This window comes from Salinigranum salinum (genome assembly GCF_009176545.1).
GTDB classification, from domain to species: Archaea; Halobacteriota; Halobacteria; order Halobacteriales; family Haloferacaceae; genus Salinigranum; species Salinigranum salinum.
Genome location: NZ_VTOJ01000001.1, coordinates 1,798,315 through 1,818,216 on the forward strand (window position 1 = coordinate 1,798,315; position 19,902 = coordinate 1,818,216).

A 19,902-nucleotide genomic window follows, 5' to 3' on the forward strand; every position below is an offset into this window, starting at 1 on the left:
GACCTGGCACAGTGTCGAGGCCCGAGAACCGCGGTGAGACGGTGATCGAACCACGACGTCCGGAGTCGACTGCATGCTTCCCGTTCGCCTCGAACGGTCTACGATGCGTCCCTGATCTCGTCGAGGGCCGCGGGGTTCTCGATGCTCGACATGTCTCCCAGTTCCTCACCCTGGTACAGTGAGGAGATCGCCCGCCGGATGATCTTCCCCGACTGCGTCTTCGGCAGGTCCGACACGAAGAGGATCTCCCGCGGCCGGAACGGCTTGCCGTGCTCTTCCCCGATGACCGCCGAGAGCTCGTCGCGCAACTCCTCCGAGGGCTCGGCACCGGGTTCGAGCACCACGTACGCGACCACTGCGGTCCCCGTCGTGTCGTCGGGCACGCCGACGGCCGCGGCCTGGTTCACCGCCTCGTGTTCGGTCAGCACCCCTTCGATCTCCGCCGGCCCGACCTTCCGCCCGGCGACGTTCAGCGCGTCGTCGGCTCTCCCGTGAAGGAACCAGAAGCCGTCCTCGTCCTTCTGCGCCCAGTCGCCGTGGTCCCACAGATCGGGCCAGGTCGACCAGTACTCGTCGAGGTAGCGCTCGTCGCCCTCCCACAGCGATTTCGTGGTCGAGGGACACGAGTCGCGGGCGACGAGGAACCCGCGTTCGTGGGTGTCGGCGATCGACTCACCCGCCTCGTTCACGATGTCGATGTCCATGCCCAGCCCCGGCCCGCCGAGCGAGGTGGGTTTGAGCGGTTCGGTGGGCATCGGCATGAGGAAACAGCCGCAGATCTCGGTCCCACCCGAGATGTTGATGATCGGGGCCTCGCCCCCGCCGACGTGCTCGTAGAACCACTGCCACGACTCGGGGTCCCACGGTTCGCCGGTCGATCCCAGCAGGCGAATCGACGACAGATCGTGCTCGTCGACCCACTCGTCGCCGTGTTTGCGCAAGGCTCGAATGGCCGTGGGCGAGATGCCGAACGTCGAGAGCGAGTGGCGGTCGATCATCTTCCAGAACCGATCGGGCTCGGGGTAGTCGGGCGCGCCCTCGTACATGAAGACGGTCCCGCCGAACGTGTGGTTGCCGATGAGCGTCCACGGGCCCATCATCCAGCCGATGTCCGACACCCAGAAGAACCGGTCGGAGGGCTTGTGGTCGAAGCCGAAGTAGATCTCTTTGGCACACTGCATCTGAACTCCGGCGTGGGTGTGGACGATGCCCTTGGGCTTGCCCGTGGTGCCCGACGAGTACAGCAGCATCGACTCCTGACTCGAGGGGAGGGATTTGGTGTCGTAGTCGTCCGAGCGCGGTGCGACCGCGTCATCCCACCACTCGTCGCGGTCGTCGTCCCAGGGGACGTCAGCGTCGTCGCCGAGGCGGTCGTAGACGACGGTGTGCTCGACGTGGCCGGCCTCTGCGATGGCCTCGTCGGCCGATTCCTTCAGCGTGATCGGGGAGCCACGGCGGTAGAAGCCATCGCCCGTGAAGAGGACCGAACACTCCGAATCCTCGATGCGGGTGGCGGTGGCGTCGACACCGAACCCCGAGAAGATCGGAACCGCGATCGCGCCGACTTTGAAACAGCCGTACAGAATGGAGACGACCTCGGGGACCATCGGCATGTACAGCCCGACGGTGTCACCGGTGTCGACGCCCGTCGATTCGAGGTAATTGGCGACCTTGTTGGACTGGCGAGCCAGTTCGTGGTACGTTATCTCTCTGATATCACCGGGTTCGCCCTCCCAGAGACACGCGACTTTGTTCCTGGTGTCGCTGTCGACTGCGGCGTGACGGTCGACGACGTTGTGCGCGAGGTTGAGTTCGCCGCCGGGGTACCACTCGGAGAACTGCGGACCGTCGGCGTCGTCTCTGACGCGGTCGTACGCCTCGTAGAAGTCGATGTCGAGGTACTCCGGCATGGTGTCCCAGAACCACTCGACGCCGCTCTCGTCGACGCCCTCTACGTCGGAGGTGGTGCGCTCGACGAGTTCGTCGTAGTCGTCGATGCCGTACGTCTGCATGAACTCGTAGACGTTGGTCGACTCGACGAACTCCCGAGACGGTTCGTGGACGACCTCGTCGGGGTCTGGTACGGTCTCCATACTGCCACCTGTCCCGTGGTCCCACCTAACCTTTCGGGGGGCGTCTCAGACCAACACAACTATAAAAGATATTGATGACCGTCGAAACACGATGTCGACAGGAACGAACGAGACGGCGATACAGCGGTTCGGGAGTCGCGTGTCGGACGTTGTCGAACGGTGGATGCCCAGTCCGTTCCTCTTCGCGGTCATCCTGACGTACGTCGTGCTCGTCGCGGGTGTCGTGATTGAGGGCGCGTCTCCGGTCGCGATGGCGGGGTACTGGCGCGACGGCTTCTGGGTGCTCCTCACCTTCGCGATGCAGATGGTGCTGATCCTCGTGACGGGGTACGCGCTGGCGTACCACCCGTGGGTCCAGCGGTTCATCGCGTGGCTCACCGGCCTCCCGAGCGACGGCAAGCAGGCCGTCGTCCTCGTGGGAGTCATCGCGATGGTCGTCGCGTGGATCCACTGGGGACTCGGCCTCATCGTCGGGGCGGTGATGGCCCGCGAGATGGGCCGACAGGCGCACGAGCGCGGCCTGTCAGTCCACTACCCCCTGCTCTGCGTCGCCGGCTACATGGGGATGGGGCTGACGTGGCACTGGGGGCTGGCCGCGTCCGCACCGCTGCTGATGAACACCCCCGACAACGTCTTCATCCAGCAGGGGATCGTCGACGGCCTCATCTCCACCTCCCAGACTATCTTCCACCCGTACACGCTGGCGCTTACGATCAGCGGAATCGTCTACGCCGCGATCGTCCTCTACCTGCTCTCGCCGCCGGAGGAGGCGACGGAGCCGATCACGGAGTACGTTCCGGCACGGGACCTCGGTTCGGCGGCCACCGACGGGGGAGTAGACGAGGGTGTCGGCGACGCCGTCGACGACGCGGAGCCCGAGACGATCGGCGACCGCGTCGACAACAGCCGACTGCTCGGCGGTATCATCGCGCTGACCGGTGTCGTCCTCTCGGTCTGGACGTTCGTCCAGCAGGGACTCGGCGCGCTCAACCTCAACGTCGTCAACTTCCTCTTCCTCTTCCTGGGTCTGGCCCTGTTCACCCGGCCGGCGGCGTACCAGGAGGCGTTCGCCGACGCGATCCCCGCGACGAGCGGGATCATCCTGCAGTTCCCGTTCTACGCGGGCATCATCGGCATGATGAACGCCTCGGGGCTGTCGGAGACGCTCGCGGAGGCGCTCGTCTCCCTGTCGACTCCCGCGACGTTCCCGGTCGTCGCGTGGGTCACCGCCGGTATCGTCAACATCTTCGTCCCCTCCGGTGGCGGCGAGTGGACGGTCATCGGCACCACGATCCTCCAGGCGGCGAACGAACTCGGGGTCCCCGCCGGACAGGCGACGGTCGCGTACGCCGTCGGCGACGCCCACACGAACCTGTTCCAGCCGTTCTGGGCGCTTCCCCTGCTCGGGATCACGGGCATCCGCGCCCGCGAGATGTTCGGTTACGCCGTGACGATGCTGCTCCTCTTGATCCCGTTCTTGGCGGTGGCGCTGACCGTCATTCCGTACTGACGAACGCTCGCGCGTGAACTGCCCGATCGACTCCGACGGTCGCGACGACCGGCCGTGCGCCGTGGATACCGGCCCGCGTACGGCGACAAACCCTTTTACGGCGCCGTGGTTAACTTCCGAGTATGTACGTCCGGGATGCGAAGAACAGGGAAGAGGTCTGGTTGCTCGACCACATCGAGGCGATGGGCCTGGACGACGCCGCGTTCCGCTCCCGTGACTACGTGGTCGCGCTCGACGAGGAGACGAACGAGAAGGCCGGCTTCGGTCGGATCCGCGTCCACAAGGCCGACGAGGGGGAGTACTGCGAACTCACCGGGATGGGCGTCCTCGAGGCGTGGCGGGGACAGGGCGTCGGCGCGCACGTGATCGAACGGCTGATCGAGAAGGCCGGCGACGCCGGGTTCGAGGAGGTGTACTCGTTCGCGCTCGAACCGAACTACCTCGCCCAGTTCGGCTTCGAACCGGTGCCCACGGCCGAACTCCCCGACCTGCTCCGGCGACGCCTCGCCACGAAGCGCGAGTCGATGGACGACGAGATCGTCGCCATGCGGCTCGCGGTCGACGCGTTCGAGATGCCGGCCCGACTCCGAGAGGCGTTCAAGATGGCCGTCCCGGTCGACACGGAGGAGCGAGAGCCCGAAGAACGGGCGGAGGACTTCGGCATCGACCCCGAGAGCGCGACCTACAAGTACGACACGGGCCGGTAGCGTCGGCGTCTCCGGTGCGAGCGGAACGCGTGGACGACGGACGGGACGAGTAGCCGACGGACGGAACGAGCCGCCCGCGACGGTTCAGGTCCGGTCCTCGAGGAAGTCGGTGCTGAAGACGATCCACGCCAGCACCGAACAGAAGAGGATCGGCGGGAGGATGGCTAGCCCCCAGAGGGGTTCGATCCCCCAGAACAGGAGGAGCACCACGTCCGCGAGCCCGATGCCGAGGAAGGGCAGGACGGCCAGGGCCGCGCGCTTGCGGTTCTTCCGCGTCTCGCCGACGATGGGGGTGGACATAGTCGGACTCGGGGGGCGAGGGAGAAAAGCGGTCCGTTCCGGGACGGGCCGTGGCGGGCCGGACGGGTCAGCCGGCCTCGTCGAACCGCGAGGCGAGCGTGACGAGGCCGAAGAGGCCGGCGAGCGCGACAACCGCGAGCACCATCCCGTACAGCGTCATCGTCACGGGGGTCGTGGAGAGCGAGAACACGCCGAGAACGGAGATCGCGGGGGCGACGTCCGCGCCGTTCGCGCCCACGAAGAACCCGAGCAACCCCGCGAGGAACACGACGGTGACGCCGACCACGACGAAGATACGGCGGCCGTCGGTACTGTCGTCTGTCACGGGCGACGGTAGGGAGTCGACGGTATAGACGCTTTTCCTCCGCCCCCGACCACACCTGCCACCCACAGACTCTTTGCCCGTTTCGCGCCAACTCACGGGTATGTCCGACGCCGACTTCGTCGATGCCGACCTCGTCGACGCCGCCCGTGCGGTGCTCGACCGCGCGTACGTCCCGTACTCCGACTACCGAGTGGGCGCGGCGCTGCTCACCGCCGACGGGACGGTGTACACCGGCTGTAACATCGAGAACGCCAACTACTCCAACAGCCTCCACGCCGAGGAGGTCGCGATCGCCGAGGCGGTGAAGGCGGGCCACGAGGCGTTCGAGCGGATCGCCGTCTCGTCGGGCGTCCGCGACGGCGTCACCCCCTGTGGGATGTGTCGGCAGACGCTCGCGGAGTTCTGCGACGACGACCTCGCCGTCCTCTGTGACGAGGGCGACGCCGTGACCGAGTACACCCTGGGCGAACTCCTGCCGAACACCATCTCGCTGGACACGCTGGACGCGGCCGAGGGGACGACGGAGTAGCGACCGGGTCGCGCTCAGACGCGTTCGAGTTCGACGACGAAGACGGCACCCTCGGGTTCGTTGTCCTCGACGCTCACGTTCCCGCCGTACGCGCTCACCAGCCGCTCGACCAGGTAGAGCCCGACGCCGGTCCCGTCGCTGTCGAGCCCCTTCTCGCCCCGTCCGAACAGCGCCTCGCGTCGGCCCGGTGGGATGCCCGGCCCGTTGTCGGCGATTCGGACCGTGACGGTCTCCGCGGTCGTCGTGACTCGGACCGTGACTGTCGGGGTCTCCGTGTCGTTGTGCTGGATCGCGTTGTTCAGGAGGTTCTGGAACACCGACGAGAGCATCTCGTTGGCCCGGATCGTGACGTCGGGGATCGTCTCCGGGCCGTCGATCGCCGCCGTCGGGTACGTCGAGTCGACCTTCTCGAGTTCGGCGGACAGCACGGTACGGAGCGAGACCGCGCCGAGTTCGAACTCGCCGCCCTTCTCGAGGACCTCCATCACGTCGCTGACGGTGTTCGTGAGTTCGACCACGTGCTGCCCGGTCTCGATGACCCGGTCGATCCGGCTCTGTAACTCGGGCGGGAGGTCGTCGCGGAGGAGTTCGAGCCACCCCGTCACGACGTTCATCTCGTTGTTGATGTCGTGTCGGACGATCCGGTTCAACACCGCGAGCTGTTCGGCTCGTTCGTGGAGCCGTCGTTCCTGCTCCTTTCGTCTCGTGACGTCGATGACGATGCCGGTGACCTTCTTCGGGTCGCCCGTCGTCGTGCGCTGTGTGATGCCGCCGATGTCGTGGAACCAGATGTACGAGCCGTCCACCCTGCGGATCCGATACTCGACGTCGTACTTCTCGGTTCGGTCCTCGAGCCGGTCTCGCATCGCCTGCATCATCCGGTCGTGGTCGTCGGGGTGGACGTGCTGCGTGAAGTCCTCGTAGTGGTCGAACGCTTCGGGTGGGTAGCCGAGCATGTCCGCCTTGTTGTTGTGGAAGCTCACCGCGCCCGTCTCGACGTCCAGCTCCCACCACGCGAGGTCACCGGCGAACATCGCCCCGTCGAGCCGCCGTCGGTAGGTGAGGTACTCCTCCTCGATCCGTTCGCGCTCCGTGACGTCCCGGTACACGCAGAGTGTCTCCCCCACGTCGGTCGGCTCGGCGGCCGTCCACGCTGCGAGCGACCGAACCGACAGTTCGACAGGGACGGTCGCCCCCGAGGCCGTCAGGCGCGTGACCGTGACCGGCTCCGACCGTTCGTCGGCCCCGGTGGTGGTCAGCTCCGGTGCCGCCTCCCGTTCGTCCGCCGGCACCGTCGGAAGCGGTTCGCCCACGGCGTCGGCCGCGGCCCAGCCGAAGAGCGGTTCGGCGGCACCCTCCCACACGGTTACGACGCCGTCGCCGTCGAGGCAGACGACCGCGTCCGCGGTCTCGGTCAGCATGGCCTCGAGGATCGGCGACCGTTCCGTACTCATCCCGAGACGGACGCCCGTCGGGCGTATAAATCAGTACTCCGAATCGCTTGACAGCTAGCCGATGTGGTCGGCAACGTCGACCGCCTCCCAGGTCGGCGTCGTGTCGGTCCCCCGCGTCGACGTCGTGACGATTCACGTCCGGCACACCGTGGCTATTTACCGACCCACGACGCACGCGAGACAATGGCTGGTGACGCCGAAGACCCGAACGCCGAGGTCCAGTACCACGTCGAACTCGCCCCCGGTGACGTCGCCGACGCCGTGCTCCTCCCCGGGAACCCCGAACGCGTCGACGTGATCACCGACCTGTGGGACGAGTTCGAGGAGCGGGCTCACCACCGTGAGTACCGCACCGCGACGGGGACGCACGAGGGGACGCCGATCTCGGTCACCTCGACGGGCATCGGTTCGCCGTCGGCGGCGATCGCCGTGGAGGAACTCGCCCGGATCGGCGTCGACACGTTCGTCCGCGTCGGCTCCTGTGGCGCGATCCAGCCGGAGATGGCCGTCGGCGACCTCGTGATCACCTCGGGCGCAGTACGACAGGAAGGGACGAGCCACGAGTACGTCCGCGGCGACTACCCCGCCGTGGCCTCCCACGAGGTCGTCTCGGCGCTCGTCGCCGCCGCCGAACGCCTCGACTACGACTACCACGTCGGCCTCACGATGAGCGCCGACGCCTTCTACGCGGGGCAGGGACGCGCCGGATTCGGCGGGTTCGAGGCCGCGGGGTCGGAGACGCTGATCGAGGAGTTGCGGGAGGCGAACGTCGCGAACATCGAGATGGAAGCCGCGGCCATCCTGACGCTTGCGAACGTGTACGGCCTCCGTGCCGGGGCGGTCTGTTCGGTGTTCGCCAACCGCGTCACCGGCGAGTTCCGGACCGAGGGCGAGTCGCGAGCGGCCGAGGTGGCGAGCCTCGCGGTGGCGTTGCTCGCGAAGATGGACGCGGTAAAGCGCGAGGCAGGTGTCACCGAGTGGCACGCTGGCCTGTCGATATAAGCTCTCAAACGGTCGTTCGTGGACGAATCCACGGACGTTTCAACACGCTCTTATCCGATGACTCCTCAGTTCGAGACATCCATGAGTACGCAGGTCGTCGTCCTCGGTTCGGGCTACGCGGGGACGGGTGCCGTCCAACGTCTCGAGAAGGAGCTCGACGGTGACGCGGAGCTCACCTGGATCTCCGAACACGACTACCACCTCGTCCTGCACGAGGTGCACCGCTGTATCAGCACGCCCAGCGTCGAGTCGAAGGTCGCCATCCCCGTCGACGAGGTGAAGTCCTCGTCGACCGAGTTCGTCGAAGCACGCGTCACCGGCGTCGACGTCGACGACCGCACGGTCGAACTCGAGCCCGGCGAATCGGTCGACTACGACTACCTCCTCGTGGCGCTCGGGAGCACGACCGCCTTCTACGGGATCGAGGGGCTCGAGGAGCACTCGCTCGAACTCAAAGGGCTCGACGACGCCCGTGAGATCCACGACCGGGTGAAGGCGGCCGCCGACGCGGCGACCGCAGACGACCCCGCACAGGTCGTCGTCGGCGGCGCGGGGCTGTCGGGCATCCAGAGCGCCGGCGAGATCGCCGAATACCGCGACGAACACGACGCACCGATCGACATCTACCTGGTCGAGGGGCTCGACCAGGTGTTCCCGAACAACGACCCCGAACTCCAGGGTGCGCTGCGTCGCCGGCTCGAAGGCCGGGGGATCGAGATCAAGTGCGGGGAGTTCGTCTCGAAGGTCGACGAGGACGTCATCTCCATCGGCGGCGGCGAGGACGAAGCGCCGGAGGAGCTCCCCTACGACGTCTTCGTCTGGACCGGCGGCATCACCGGTCAGGAGGAGGTCGCCGACTGCGAGGTCGAGAAGGACGAGCGCTCGAACCGGCTCCACGCCGCCTCGGACTTCCGGACGAGCGACGACCGCGTCTTCGCTCTCGGCGACTCCGCGCTCGTCGAGCAGGGGCCGGACACGATCGCCCCACCGACGGCACAGGCGGCCTGGCAGGCTGCCGACGTCGCCGGCGAGAACATCGCGCGTGCGATCCGCGGCCAACCCCTGAAGACGTGGACCCACAAGGACAAGGGGACGGTCGTGTCCGTCGGCGAGGACGCCGTCGCCCACGACGTCGACGGCGTCCCGATCAACGTCTTCGGCGGGACGCCGGCCCGACTGCTCAAGAAGGCGATCGCGGCTCGCTGGATCGCCGACGTCGCGAGCCTCTCCCGCGCGATCAACGCGTGGGGCGACATGTGAACGGGTTGGTGTGAACTGATCGCGCCGCTGGTTCGATCCCGTTCTCCGTCTCGTCCGCGTCCTGTCCCGTGATGCTCGTTCTGGTCGTCGCGTCCGAGAGATCGATCCCGCACGGCCAGCGGCCCGTGCCAGCCCATCTCGCCGTGTGTCGGCGGGGAACTGGCTCGGATGACCGGGCTCGAGGCTCCCTCCGGGAGCCGCCGAGGGAGAACAGAGAGGAGAACGGACGACCGCGAGACGTGTCTTCGCCCGACTGGACGACGTTCGAGCGGTGGACCGACCGACTCAGTGGGCCGCGTCGCCGACGGGTGCCTCCATCCCCTCGATCCGGAGGATGAGGATGTTGTTCGTGTCGTCCTTGCCGTCGACGGTTCCGCGGATCACGAGTTTCGACAGGGGCGTCGGACCGACCTGGACGTCGTCGCCCTCGTGGAAGTCACGAACCGACCCCTGGACGTGGATCTCCGCCCGGCAGAGCTCGGGGTGGTGGACACTCGAGAGGTCGATCCCGTCGACGTTGGTGTTCTCGACCCGTTCGTCGTTGTGGAACAGCGGGACGACCGCCGGCTCGTCCATCTGGTCGACGTCGAGCGCCTCGTACGCGTTTGCCGTGGGCTTGTACCCACCCTTGGGGCCCGGTACCCCCTCGACCAACTGCAACGCCTTCAGGCTCTGCATCTGATTGCGGATGGTGCCGGGATTGCGGTTCACCTCCTCGGCGATGTCCTCGCCTTTCACCGCGCTCTCTGATTCGCGGAAGAGGTTGATGAGTGCGGTCAGAATCGTCTTCTGACTCGACGTTAGTTCGATTGATGACATGGGGCATAGTTGGTCGGTGGTCTCCTTAAATGCGATGGATGGACGGACGAACACGTCGCTTCGGTGGCGTCTCTGCGGGTAGTTTTCACACCTCGAACGGGTGGTTCTATCCGGTCGGTTCGTCCCGGTCCGATCGACCACAACGGCTTTCGTGCCGGTGGCTCACGTCACGACCATGGGCCGACGTGTCAGGATCATCGGTGCACCGACCGACTACGGGACGAACCGCCGCGGGGTCGACATGGGGCCGTCGGCGATCCGCTACGCCGGGCTCGCCGACGACCTCGAGGCGGCCGACGTTACCTGCCGAGACGTGGGGGATCTGGCCGTCCCGCGCATGGAAGAACGGGATCCCGACACCGAGAAACCGCCCGCAGGCACCGCGCGCTTTCTCCGCGAGACCCGGGACGTCTGCACCGTACTCGCCGACCACGTGGCCGACAGTATCGACGAGGGCGCGACGCCACTGGCACTCGGCGGCGACCACTCGATCGCCATCGGCTCGCTCGCTGGCTCGTCACGCGACGCGGCGATCGGCGCGATCTGGTTCGACGCCCACGGCGACTTCAACACGCCGACGACCTCGCCGAGTGGCAACGTCCACGGCATGCCGCTGGCGGCCGCGCTCGGCGTCGGCGACTTCGCGGCCGACGAGTACGCGTGGACGGACGCACCGGGACTCGCCGCCGAACACGTCGCGCTCGTCGGCCTCCGGTCGCTCGACGAGGACGAACGCGACGCCCTCCGCGACAGCGACGTGACGGCCTTCACGATGTCCGACATCGACCAGCGTGGCATCGCGAGTGTCGTCGACGACGCCCTCGCCGTCGCGACCGACGGAACCGACGGCATCCACGTCTCCCTCGACCTCGACTGGCTCGACCCGACCGTCGCGCCGGGGGTCGGGACGCCCGTCCGCGGGGGCGTCACCTACCGCGAGGCCCACCTCGCGATGGAGGCGGTCTCCCGTAGCGGGTCGCTCCGATCGATGGAACTCGTCGAGGTCAACCCCGTGCTCGACGAACACAACGAGACGGCGGCGCTCGCGGTCGAACTCGCCGCGAGCGCGTTCGGCAAACGCGTCCTGTGAGTCCGTCCCGCCGGACGCGTCCACGGACAGGGTGGGTTACTCCGCCGTGGCTGGCTCGCTTTCGGACTCGGACTCGGACTCGGATTCGGTCTCGGACTCGGCCTCCTCCGGTCGGTTCGCCTCCGCGACGGCCGCGGGGACGACCGCGACCGCTCCGACGGCGTCGTCGGCGTCGATCTTCATGACCCGGACGCCCTTGGTGTTGCGGCCGATGATCGAGAGATCGTCGACGGGGGTGCGGATGATCTGTCCGCCCTCGGTCATGACGACGACGTGATCGCCGTGTCCGACGGTCTCGATGGTGCAGACGTTCCCGTTTCGATCGTCCGTCTTGATGTCGATGAGCCCTTTCCCGTTGCGCGACTGGCGGCGGTAGTCGGCGATGTTCGTCCGCTTGCCGTAGCCGTTCTCGGTCACGGTGAGCGTCCAGTCGTGCCGCTCCTCGTCGACGGCGGCGATGCCGGCGACGCGGTCGCCGGCTTCGAGGTCGATCCCGCCGACGCCGCGCGCGCTCCGCCCCATCGCGCGGACCTCCTGTTCGTCGAAGCGGATGCTCATCCCGCTCTCGGAGGCGACGATGAGGTCGTGGCGGCCGTCCGTGACCTCGACGTCGGCGAGCGCATCACCCTCCTCCAGGGTGATCGCACGGATCCCCGTCGAGAGGATGTTCTGGAACCGGTCGACGTTCGTGCGCTTGACGCGGCCGTGACGGGTGACCATCGTGAGGAACCGATCCTCTGTGCCGTCTTCTCCCTCGAGGTCGTCGCAGTTGACGACGGCCTGGATCTCCTCGCCCTGGTCGAGGTCGAGGTAGTTGACGAGGGCGCTCCCCTTCGTGTACCGCGTCTCGGGCCGCGGGAGCTGGTACGTCTTGAGCTTGTACACCTGGCCGTGGTCGGTGAAACAGAGCAGGTAGTCGTGGGTGTTGGCGACGAAGACGCTCGCGATCCGGTCGCCCTCCTTCAGTTCGCTCCCGATGATCCCCTTGCCGCCCCGGCGCTGTGCGCGGAACCACGACAGGGGCATCTGTTTCACGTAGTCGTCCTCGGTGACGACGACGACGACGTCCTCCTCGGGGACGAGGTCCTCGCGGGTGACCTCGCCGTCGTCCTCGACGAAGCCCGTCCGGCGGTCGTCGGCGTACTCCGCCTTGATCTCGAGGAGTTCCTCTTCGATGACCCCGAGCAGTTCCGACTCGTCGGCGAGGATCTCCTCGAGCCTCGAGATCCGTGCCTGTACCTCCTCGTACTCCGTCTCGATCGCCTCGGTCTCCATCGACGTGAGCGAGCCGAGCTGCATCGAGACGATGTGGTCGACCTGTGCTTCGGAGAAGTCGTACGCGGCTCTGAGCGCCGCCTTCGCACCGTCGCGGTCCTCGGCGTCGCGGATGAGATCGACCACCTCGTCGACGTGTTCGAGCGCCGTCAGCCGCCCCTCGAGGATGTGCGCGCGGTCTTCGGCCTCGGCGAGGTCGTACTCCGAGCGCCGGCGGACGACCGCTTTCCGGTGTGAGAGGTACGCCTCGAGCGTCTCTTTCAGGTCGAGGATTCGTGGCTCGCCGTCGACGAGCGCGAGGTTGATGACGCCGAACGTCGATTCGAGGTGCGACGACAGGAGATGGTTCTTCACCAGCTGGGGGTCGGCGTTGCGCTTGAGTTCGATGACGACCCGGATGCCGTCTCGGTCTGACTCGTCGCGGATGTCGCGGATCCCCTCGAGCGAGCCGTCGTTGACGTCGTCGGCGATGCGTTTGATCAGCCGAGCCTTGTTCTCCTGGTACGGGAGTTCGTGGATGACGATGCGGTCGTCGGAGACGTCGAACTTCGCCCGAACGCGGACGCGACCGCGCCCCGTAGTGTACGCCTGGTAGACGGCGTTCTTGCCGACGATGTTCGCGCCCGTCGGGAAGTCGGGTCCTTCGATCGGGCCGTCGGAGCCGTTGCCCCGGCCGTCGCGAGTGTCGATCAGGTCCTCGACGGTGCTGTCGGGCTCGTCGATGAGTTGCACCGTGGCGTCGATCACCTCGCCGAGGTTGTGCGGGGGGATGTTGGTGGACATCCCGACCGCGATGCCGGACGAGCCGTTGACGAGGAGGTTCGGGAACGACGCCGGGAGGACGGTCGGTTCTCGCTTTCGGTCGTCGTAGTTCGACTGGAAGTCGACGGTGTCCTTCTCGATGTCGTCGAGCAGTTCCTCGGCGATCGACGCCATCCGTGCCTCCGTGTACCGCATCGCGGCCGGTGGGTCGCCGTCGACCGATCCGAAGTTGCCCTGGCCGTCGACGAGCGGGTACCGCATGGAGAAGTCCTGCGCCATCCGTGCCAGGGTGTCGTAGATCGCGGAGTCGCCGTGCGGGTGGTAGTCACCCATCGTCTCGCCGACGATGGACGAGGACTTGCGGTGGGAGGAGCCCGACGAGACGCCCGCCTCGTGCATCGCGTAGAGGATGCGTCGGTGGACGGGTTTGAGCCCGTCACGGACGTCGGGTAGCGCCCGCCCCGCGATGACGGACATGGCGTAGTCGATGTACGACTGCTCCATCTCCTGCTCGATGCGGGCGTTCTCGACCTGTGCGGCGATCTTGCTCCGTGGTCCGTCCGGATCTGTCTCGGAACTCATCTCAGATGTCCACCCACTCGGCGTCGGTCGCGTGCTCCTTGATGAACTGCTTTCGCGGTTCGACCGCGTCGCCCATCAGCACGTTGAACATGCGGTCGGCGGCGGCGGCGTCCTCGACGGTGATCTGTTTCAACACTCTGTTCTCGGGGTTCATCGTCGTCTCCCAGAGCTGGTCGGGGTTCATCTCGCCGAGACCCTTGAACCGCTGGACCTGCGTCGGGTTCCCGCCACATTTCTCCTCGACGATGCGGTCGCGTTCGACCTCGGTCATCGCGTCGTACGTCTCCCCGCGGTATCTGATGCGGTACAGCGGCGGCTTGGCGGCGTAGACGTAGCCGGCCTCGACGAGCGGGCGCATGTAGCGGTACAGCAGCGTCAAGAGGAGCGTCCGGATGTGTGCCCCGTCGACGTCGGCGTCGGTCATCAGGATGATCCGGTGGTATCTGGCGTCGCTCACGTCGAACTCCTCGCCGACGCCCGCCCCGATCGCGGTGATGAGCGAGCGGATCTCCTCGTTCTCGAGGATACGGTCGAGCCGGTGTCTCTCGACGTTGAGGATCTTTCCTCGAAGGGGGAGGATAGCCTGGAACGACCGATCCCGACCCTGTTTGGCGCTTCCTCCGGCCGAATCGCCCTCGACGACGAACAGCTCCGATTCGCTGGGGTCGCGCGTCTGACAGTCGGCGAGTTTGCCGGGCAGCGCGGTCGTCTCGAGCGCCGACTTGCGGCGAGTGAGCTCTTCGGCCTTCTTCGCGGCCATCCGGGCCTTCGCCGCCTCCACCGCCTTGAGCACGATCGACTGGGCGACGTCGGGATGTTCCTCGAAGTACGTCCCCAGTTTGGTGTTCGTGACCGACTCGACGATGCCTCTGACTTCGGAGTTGCCGAGCTTCGTCTTCGTCTGTCCCTCGAACTGCGGGTCGGGGTGTTTGACCGACAGGACCGCCGTCAGTCCCTCGCGGACGTCCTCGCCCTTCAGCGTCCCGTCCAGGTCGGAGAGGAGGTCGTGGCGGTCGGCGTAGTCGTTCACCGTGCGCGTGAGTGCCGTCTTGAACCCTGTCAGGTGGGTTCCGCCCTCGCGCGTGTTGATGTTGTTTGCGAAGGCGTGGATCGACGACTGCACTTCGTCCGTGGCCTGAATCGCCACCTCCACGTGGATCCCCTCCTGCTGGTCCTCGTAGTAGACGACGTCGTCGTGGAGTGTCGTCCGCGTCTCGTTCATGTAGCGGACGAACGCCCGGATCCCTCCCTCGAACTCGAAGGCGTCGGCGTCGCCGGTGCGTTCGTCCTCGATACCGATTCGGACGCCGGAGTTGAGGAAGGCGAGTTCGCGGAGGCGGTTGACGATAGTGTCGTAGTCGAACTCGGTGATCTCGAAGATCTCCTCGTCGGGCCAGAACCGGACGGTAGTCCCCGTCTCCTCGCCGGGTTCGAGGTCACGGACGCGCTGGAACGCCCCCTCCTCGGGGGCACCGTGGTCGAACCGGTGGGTCCAGACGGCGCCGTCGCGTCTGACCTCGACCTCGAGCCACTTCGACAGCGCGTTCACGACGGAGACCCCCACGCCGTGGAGCCCACCGGAGACGGAGTACGAGTCCTTGTTGAACTTGCCGCCCGCGTGGAGGACGGTCATCACGACCTCGACGGCGGGACGGTCGTACTTCTTGTGCGTGTCGACCGGGATCCCCCGGCCGTTGTCCGTGACGCTCACCGATCCGTCGTCGTGGATCGTGACGGAGATGTCGTCGCAGTACCCCGCCAGCGCCTCGTCGATCGCGTTGTCGACGACCTCGTAGACGAGATGATGTAAGCCCCGGGGTCCTGTAGAACCGATGAACATTCCGGGTCGCTGCCGGACCGGTTCCAGATCCTCCAGCGCCTGGATCTGGTCCGCTCCGTACTCGGTTTCTCCTGACATAGAATCTGTCTCTCGCTAGGGCACGATACGGCATAAACCCTCGCACGCGCGCGTGATTCAACCTGAAAAGAGACTTCGTAATCTTCGAAGCTTCGGTCCGAGTGGGAGAAGATTCTTTGGTGATAGACGAGATCCCCTGGCCGAGTCGATGTCGACTGCCGCTCGCGGTCGTGCTCACTGCCACCTGCTTCTGTCGCCGGTTACCTGCCGCCGTCGGATCCGTCTGACGCACGCACGACGGACGTCCGAGACCGCCACGAGAACGGACGAACCCGTCGATTACACTTTCACCGGACCAACGGAGAGTTCTTAACCGTCGGTACGGAAAGAGGTGACAGACGATGACCTCGATTCAGTCGACGCTCGGCGAGGGAGACGAGGATATCGCTGAGGAGCTGGCCAGGGGCCAGCGCGAGATCTCCATCGCCGAGTTCTTCGAGAAGAACAAACACATGCTCGGGTTCGACTCGGGTGCTCGTGGGCTTGTCACTGCAGTCAAGGAGGCGGTCGACAACGCCCTCGACGCGACCGAGGAGGCCGAGATCCTCCCCGACATCTACGTCGAGATCAGGGAGGTCGACGACTACCTCAGGGTGGTCGTCGAGGACAACGGTCCCGGCATCACCAAAGAACAGGTCCCCAAGGTGTTCGGCAAACTGCTGTACGGCTCGCGCTTTCACGCACGGGAGCAGTCGCGTGGCCAGCAGGGGATCGGCATCTCGGCGGCCGTCCTCTACTCGCAACTGACCTCCGGGAAGCCCGCGAAGATCACGAGCCGGACGCAGGGGCGACCCGAGGCCCAGTACTTCGAGCTGATCATCGACACCGACGACAACGAACCCGAGATCAAGGAGTCACGCGAGACGTCGTGGGACCGCTCGCACGGGACGCGCATCGAACTGGAGATGGAGGCGAACATGCGCGCCCGCACCCAGCTCCACGACTACATCCGACACACCGCCGTCGTCAACCCTCACGCCCGGATCGAACTCCGCGAACCGGGCCTCGAGGAGCCGATGAAGTTCGAGCGCGCGACCGACCAGCTCCCCGACCCCACGGAGGAGATCCGTCCCCACCCGCACGGGGTCGAACTCGGGACGCTCCGCAAGATGCTCGCGGCGACGGAGTCGTACTCGGTGTCGGGCTTCCTGCAGGGGGAGTTCACCAGAGTGGGGAAGAAGACCGCCGACAAGGTGGTCGACAACTTCCGCGACCGCCACTTCGGACGCGAACTGTCGTGGACGCCCCCCACCGACGGCGCGGTCGACCTCGCGGGCGTGATCGAGGCCGCCGTGGCCAACAAGGGGGCGTCGGCGACCGCCGACTTCGCCCGGCGGGTCGTCGACGAACTCGACGGACGCGACCGGGTCGCCCACCACGAGGTGCGCGAGATCGTCGACGGCTGTGCAGAGGCGGTCGAGAACGAGACCGGAACCCGGTTCGGCACGACGGTGCGCGAGAACACCGTCGACGCGGTCTGGGCGGCGATCACGGACACTGGAAACGGCGAGAGCGGGAGTGACGATGCCGGCGAGAGCGGGAGTGACGATGCCGGAGCCGACGCGGGCGAGAACCGACTGACCGCGAACATGTACGCCGTCGTCGACGACGTGACGTCGACGCGGAAGGACGAGACGACGAAACGGGGTATCGCAGAGCGGCTCGCCCGGAAGGTCGCGGCGCTCGACGACGACCGCCACCGGCTCACTCACCGGGCCCTCGTCGCCCTCGTCGACGCGGCCGCCGACGACACCGTCGAGTACGACGAGGTCACGTTCGGCGACACCGCCCGAGAGAAGGTGGTCGAGGCGGTCTGGGACCGCGCCCGGACGGTCTCCGACGAGCCACCCAAGGTTCGGGAGATCGTCGACGACCGCGACTGTGCGCGGGCGCTCCTCGAGGCGATGCGCGAGACCGACATCCTCGCGCCGCCCACGACGTGCCTGTCGCCCATCTCCGCCGGCCTCATCGAGGCCGGTCTCCGCGAGGTGTTCGACGCGGACTTCTACGCCGCCGCCACCCGCGACGCCGAGGTGCACGCCGGCGACCCGTTCGTCGTCGAGGCCGGCATCGCCTACGGCGGCGACCTCCCCGCGGAGGGGAGCGCCGACCTCCTCCGGTTCGCTAACCGCGTCCCCCTCGTCTACCAGCAGGGCGCCTGCGCCATCACGAACGTCGTCAAGACCATCGGCTGGCGCAACTACGGGCTCGACCAGCCCGGCGGCTCCGGCGTCCCGAACGGACCGGCCGTCATCGCCGTCCACGTGGCCTCGACGAACGTCCCCTTCACCAGCGAGTCGAAAGACGCCGTGGCGAACGTCCCCGCCATCGAGGACGAGGTCGAACTCGCCATCCGGGAGGCCGCCCGCGAACTGAAGTCGTACCTCAACCGCCGACGGTCGATGCAGAAGCGCCGGCAGAAACAGGAGGTGCTCGGCAAGATCCTCCCGGAGATGGCCGACAAGCTCTCCGAGGTGACGGGCCGAGAGCGGCCGAACATCGACGGCGCACTCGCCCGGATCATGAACAACGTCAGCGTCGAGCGCGTGGTGGAGGGCGAGACGGTGACGGTCGTCGTCGAGAACTACTCGGGGCGCACCGAGTCGCCGGAGATCACCGACATCCTCTCGGCGGAGCCGGGGGACGTGAACGGTGACGCCCAGGTGGTCGACCTCGACGGCGAGTGGTTCGTGAAGTGGTCCCCGTCCGTTCCGGCGGGCGAGACGGCCGAACTCAGCTACACGCTCCCCGAAGACGCCGACTTCGACATCGACGTCGACGGCGTCGAGGCCGAGAAGCTCACGGTGAACGCCTGAGTTCCGATCGCAGATCACAGAGTACACCCCTTACAGACCAGATCAGATCATGTCCCAGACGAAACTCAACGACGACCTGGCGCGCGAGCGCCTCATCGACCTCGCAGCGGAGTTCTACGACCAGTTCGCCTCGGGTGAAGTCCCCGAGATGACCCTTCCCACGAGAACCAAGAGCAACATCGAGTACGACGAGGAGACGAAGGTGTGGACGTACGGCGACCGCACCTCGACGCGCTCGGCCAACTCCGTGCGCGGAGCCCGCAAGCTCCTCAAGGCGGCGTACACCATCGAGTTCCTCGCCCGCCAGCTCGAAGAGGGCCGCTCGTCGACGCTGCGTGAGCTGTACTACCTCTCGGAGTCGTGGGACTCCGAGGAGGCACACTTCTCCGACCAGGACGAGTCGAACCAGCTGGTCGAGGACCTCGAGATCGTCTCGCACGTGACCCGCGAGGACTTCCACATGCGGCCCGAGGAGTCGGGGGCGACGCTGATGGGCCCCCTTCGACTCAGAGAACAGACCCGCCGCGGCGAGCGGGAGATCCACTGCCAGGAGGACGTCGGGGAGGGCGGCTACCAGATCCCCAACAATCCCGACACCATCGAGTTCCTGGCGCACGACATCGACTTCGTCCTCTGCGTCGAGACCGGCGGTATGCGCGACCGCCTCGTCGAGAACGGCTTCGACGAGCAGTACAACGTGCTCGTCGTCCACCTCAAGGGCCAGCCAGCCCGTGCCACCCGGAGAATCACCAAGCGCCTGCACGACGAACTGGGGCTGCCAGTGGTGGTGTTCACCGACGGCGACCCCTGGAGCTACCGCATCTTCGGCTCCGTCGCCTACGGCTCGATCAAGTCGGCCCACCTCTCGGAGTACCTCGCCACCCCCGAGGCCGAGTTCGTCGGCATCCAGCCGCAGGACATCGTCGACTACGACCTCCCGACGGATCCGCTGTCGGACTCGGACGTCAACGCGCTCCAGTCCGAGCTAGAGGATCCGCGGTTCATGACCGACTACTGGGAGGAGCAGATCGAGCTCCAGCTGGAGATCGACAAGAAGGCCGAACAGCAGGCGCTCGCCTCCCGCGGGCTGGACTTCGTGACGGACACCTACCTCCCCGAACGGCTCGGCGACATGGGCGTCATCTGAGTCAGGCGGTGTCGCCGGCTCCGCCGCCGTTTTCGTCCCTCTCTCCCGCCCGCTCGTGGTCGCCTGTCCCGTCCGAGAGTTCGATCTCCACCACCTCGACGATCTCACGGCGCTCGCCCTCGTCGTCGTCACCGGCGTACTCGTACAGCCGTCCGTCGACCTCGTCGTCGGTCGCTCCGTGTGAGCCGTCGCAGAAGGGGTACGCGGCCGAGAGGCCACACCGGCAGACGAGCACCGACCCGCCCCGCTCCTCGATCTTCTCGGCGTCGATCCGTAGCGGACCGGTCGCCTCGTGGGTTATCTCGCGGGCCAT

16 protein-coding genes are annotated in these 19,902 nt (G+C 66.8%); 8 read left to right on the forward strand and 8 right to left on the reverse strand.

Going from position 1 to position 19,902, the window contains the following annotated elements; all coding sequences use genetic code 11:
• Positions 1 to 98 precede the first annotated feature (98 nt).
• On the reverse strand, positions 99 to 2,093 hold the full coding sequence (locus tag FZP69_RS08585; protein WP_152040905.1) for an AMP-binding protein: 1,995 nt from the start codon (positions 2,091 to 2,093) through the stop codon (positions 99 to 101).
• Between the two features lie 91 nt (positions 2,094 to 2,184).
• On the opposite strand from FZP69_RS08585, the gene FZP69_RS08590 reads away from it, so the two are divergent.
• On the forward strand, positions 2,185 to 3,603 hold the full coding sequence (locus tag FZP69_RS08590) for a short-chain fatty acid transporter (protein ID WP_152040906.1): 1,419 nt from the start codon (positions 2,185 to 2,187) through the stop codon (positions 3,601 to 3,603).
• A gap of 122 nt (positions 3,604 to 3,725) precedes the next feature.
• Positions 3,726 to 4,310 (forward strand): GNAT family N-acetyltransferase, encoded by a 585-nt coding sequence (locus FZP69_RS08595; protein ID WP_152040907.1) that lies wholly within the window; start codon positions 3,726 to 3,728, stop codon positions 4,308 to 4,310.
• 84 nt (positions 4,311 to 4,394) lie between these two features.
• Here the strand turns inward: FZP69_RS08595 and FZP69_RS08600 are convergent, their stop codons facing one another.
• Together FZP69_RS08600 and FZP69_RS08605 are read right to left on the reverse strand one after the other, a co-directional pair.
• Positions 4,395 to 4,610, reverse strand: coding sequence for a hypothetical protein (locus FZP69_RS08600; protein WP_152040908.1), 216 nt, complete (start codon positions 4,608 to 4,610; stop codon positions 4,395 to 4,397).
• Between the two features lie 67 nt (positions 4,611 to 4,677).
• A complete protein-coding gene (locus FZP69_RS08605; protein ID WP_152040909.1) occupies positions 4,678 to 4,935 on the reverse strand; it encodes a DUF7520 family protein in 258 nt (85 codons plus the stop codon).
• Between the two features lie 100 nt (positions 4,936 to 5,035).
• Here FZP69_RS08605 and cdd point away from each other — a divergent pair, with 100 nt between their 5' ends.
• Positions 5,036 to 5,464 carry a cytidine deaminase gene (cdd, locus tag FZP69_RS08610; protein ID WP_152040910.1) on the forward strand — a complete coding sequence of 143 codons (429 nt, stop codon included), beginning with the start codon at positions 5,036 to 5,038 and terminating at the stop codon, positions 5,462 to 5,464.
• A gap of 14 nt (positions 5,465 to 5,478) precedes the next feature.
• Here cdd and FZP69_RS08615 read toward each other — a convergent pair whose 3' ends face one another.
• Entirely contained in the window at positions 5,479 to 6,918 is a 1,440-nt protein-coding gene (locus tag FZP69_RS08615) for a sensor histidine kinase (RefSeq protein ID WP_152040911.1), read from the reverse strand.
• Between the two features lie 183 nt (positions 6,919 to 7,101).
• Between FZP69_RS08615 and FZP69_RS08620 the strand changes: the two genes are divergently transcribed.
• Entirely contained in the window at positions 7,102 to 7,920 is an 819-nt protein-coding gene (locus FZP69_RS08620) for a nucleoside phosphorylase (protein WP_152040912.1), read from the forward strand.
• Positions 7,921 to 8,001: 81 nt separating this feature from the next.
• The gene (locus FZP69_RS08625) at positions 8,002 to 9,180 is read left to right on the forward strand and encodes an NAD(P)/FAD-dependent oxidoreductase (protein WP_152040913.1); all 1,179 of its coding nucleotides are present in this window, start codon (positions 8,002 to 8,004) and stop codon (positions 9,178 to 9,180) included.
• A gap of 285 nt (positions 9,181 to 9,465) precedes the next feature.
• Here the strand turns inward: FZP69_RS08625 and FZP69_RS08630 are convergent, their stop codons facing one another.
• The gene (locus FZP69_RS08630) at positions 9,466 to 9,999 is read right to left on the reverse strand and encodes an Rrf2 family transcriptional regulator (RefSeq protein WP_152040914.1); all 534 of its coding nucleotides are present in this window, start codon (positions 9,997 to 9,999) and stop codon (positions 9,466 to 9,468) included.
• A 175-nt stretch (positions 10,000 to 10,174) separates the two neighbouring features.
• On the opposite strand from FZP69_RS08630, the gene rocF reads away from it, so the two are divergent.
• Positions 10,175 to 11,089 carry an arginase gene (gene rocF / locus FZP69_RS08635; RefSeq protein WP_152040915.1) on the forward strand — a complete coding sequence of 305 codons (915 nt, stop codon included), beginning with the start codon at positions 10,175 to 10,177 and terminating at the stop codon, positions 11,087 to 11,089.
• Positions 11,090 to 11,125: 36 nt separating this feature from the next.
• On the opposite strand, the gene gyrA is transcribed toward rocF, so the two are convergent.
• Positions 11,126 to 13,708 carry a DNA gyrase subunit A gene (gene gyrA / locus FZP69_RS08640; protein WP_152040916.1) on the reverse strand — a complete coding sequence of 861 codons (2,583 nt, stop codon included), beginning with the start codon at positions 13,706 to 13,708 and terminating at the stop codon, positions 11,126 to 11,128.
• A gap of 1 nt (position 13,709) precedes the next feature.
• A complete protein-coding gene (gene gyrB / locus FZP69_RS08645; protein ID WP_152040917.1) occupies positions 13,710 to 15,626 on the reverse strand; it encodes a DNA topoisomerase (ATP-hydrolyzing) subunit B in 1,917 nt (638 codons plus the stop codon).
• Positions 15,627 to 15,967: 341 nt separating this feature from the next.
• On the opposite strand from gyrB, the gene FZP69_RS08650 reads away from it, so the two are divergent.
• Positions 15,968 to 18,442 (forward strand): DNA topoisomerase VI subunit B, encoded by a 2,475-nt coding sequence (locus tag FZP69_RS08650; RefSeq protein ID WP_152040918.1) that lies wholly within the window; start codon positions 15,968 to 15,970, stop codon positions 18,440 to 18,442.
• A 49-nt stretch (positions 18,443 to 18,491) separates the two neighbouring features.
• Positions 18,492 to 19,589: a DNA topoisomerase IV subunit A gene (locus FZP69_RS08655; RefSeq protein WP_152040919.1), complete on the forward strand. Its 1,098-nt coding sequence runs from the start codon at positions 18,492 to 18,494 to the stop codon at positions 19,587 to 19,589.
• Position 19,590: 1 nt separating this feature from the next.
• Here the strand turns inward: FZP69_RS08655 and FZP69_RS08660 are convergent, their stop codons facing one another.
• Positions 19,591 to 19,902 carry a CDGSH iron-sulfur domain-containing protein gene (locus FZP69_RS08660; RefSeq protein ID WP_152040920.1) on the reverse strand — a complete coding sequence of 104 codons (312 nt, stop codon included), beginning with the start codon at positions 19,900 to 19,902 and terminating at the stop codon, positions 19,591 to 19,593.

Excerpts from the sequence above, each read along its gene's own strand:
- FZP69_RS08585 (WP_152040905.1), bottom strand. The coding sequence starts at position 2,093 with ATGGAGACCGTACCAGACCCCGACGAGGTCGTCCACGAACCGTCTCGG.
- FZP69_RS08590 (WP_152040906.1), top strand. The coding sequence starts at position 2,185 with ATGTCGACAGGAACGAACGAGACGGCGATACAGCGGTTCGGGAGTCGC.
- FZP69_RS08595 (WP_152040907.1), top strand. The coding sequence starts at position 3,726 with ATGTACGTCCGGGATGCGAAGAACAGGGAAGAGGTCTGGTTGCTCGAC.
- FZP69_RS08600 (WP_152040908.1), bottom strand. The coding sequence starts at position 4,610 with ATGTCCACCCCCATCGTCGGCGAGACGCGGAAGAACCGCAAGCGCGCG.
- cdd (WP_152040910.1), top strand. The coding sequence starts at position 5,036 with ATGTCCGACGCCGACTTCGTCGATGCCGACCTCGTCGACGCCGCCCGT.
- FZP69_RS08615 (WP_152040911.1), bottom strand. The coding sequence starts at position 6,918 with ATGAGTACGGAACGGTCGCCGATCCTCGAGGCCATGCTGACCGAGACC.
- FZP69_RS08620 (WP_152040912.1), top strand. The coding sequence starts at position 7,102 with ATGGCTGGTGACGCCGAAGACCCGAACGCCGAGGTCCAGTACCACGTC.
- FZP69_RS08625 (WP_152040913.1), top strand. The coding sequence starts at position 8,002 with ATGAGTACGCAGGTCGTCGTCCTCGGTTCGGGCTACGCGGGGACGGGT.
- FZP69_RS08630 (WP_152040914.1), bottom strand. The coding sequence starts at position 9,999 with ATGTCATCAATCGAACTAACGTCGAGTCAGAAGACGATTCTGACCGCA.
- rocF (WP_152040915.1), top strand. The coding sequence starts at position 10,175 with ATGGGCCGACGTGTCAGGATCATCGGTGCACCGACCGACTACGGGACG.
- gyrA (WP_152040916.1), bottom strand. The coding sequence starts at position 13,708 with ATGAGTTCCGAGACAGATCCGGACGGACCACGGAGCAAGATCGCCGCA.
- gyrB (WP_152040917.1), bottom strand. The coding sequence starts at position 15,626 with ATGTCAGGAGAAACCGAGTACGGAGCGGACCAGATCCAGGCGCTGGAG.
- FZP69_RS08650 (WP_152040918.1), top strand. The coding sequence starts at position 15,968 with ATGACCTCGATTCAGTCGACGCTCGGCGAGGGAGACGAGGATATCGCT.
- FZP69_RS08655 (WP_152040919.1), top strand. The coding sequence starts at position 18,492 with ATGTCCCAGACGAAACTCAACGACGACCTGGCGCGCGAGCGCCTCATC.
- FZP69_RS08660 (WP_152040920.1), bottom strand. The coding sequence starts at position 19,902 with ATGGCCCGCGAGATAACCCACGAGGCGACCGGTCCGCTACGGATCGAC.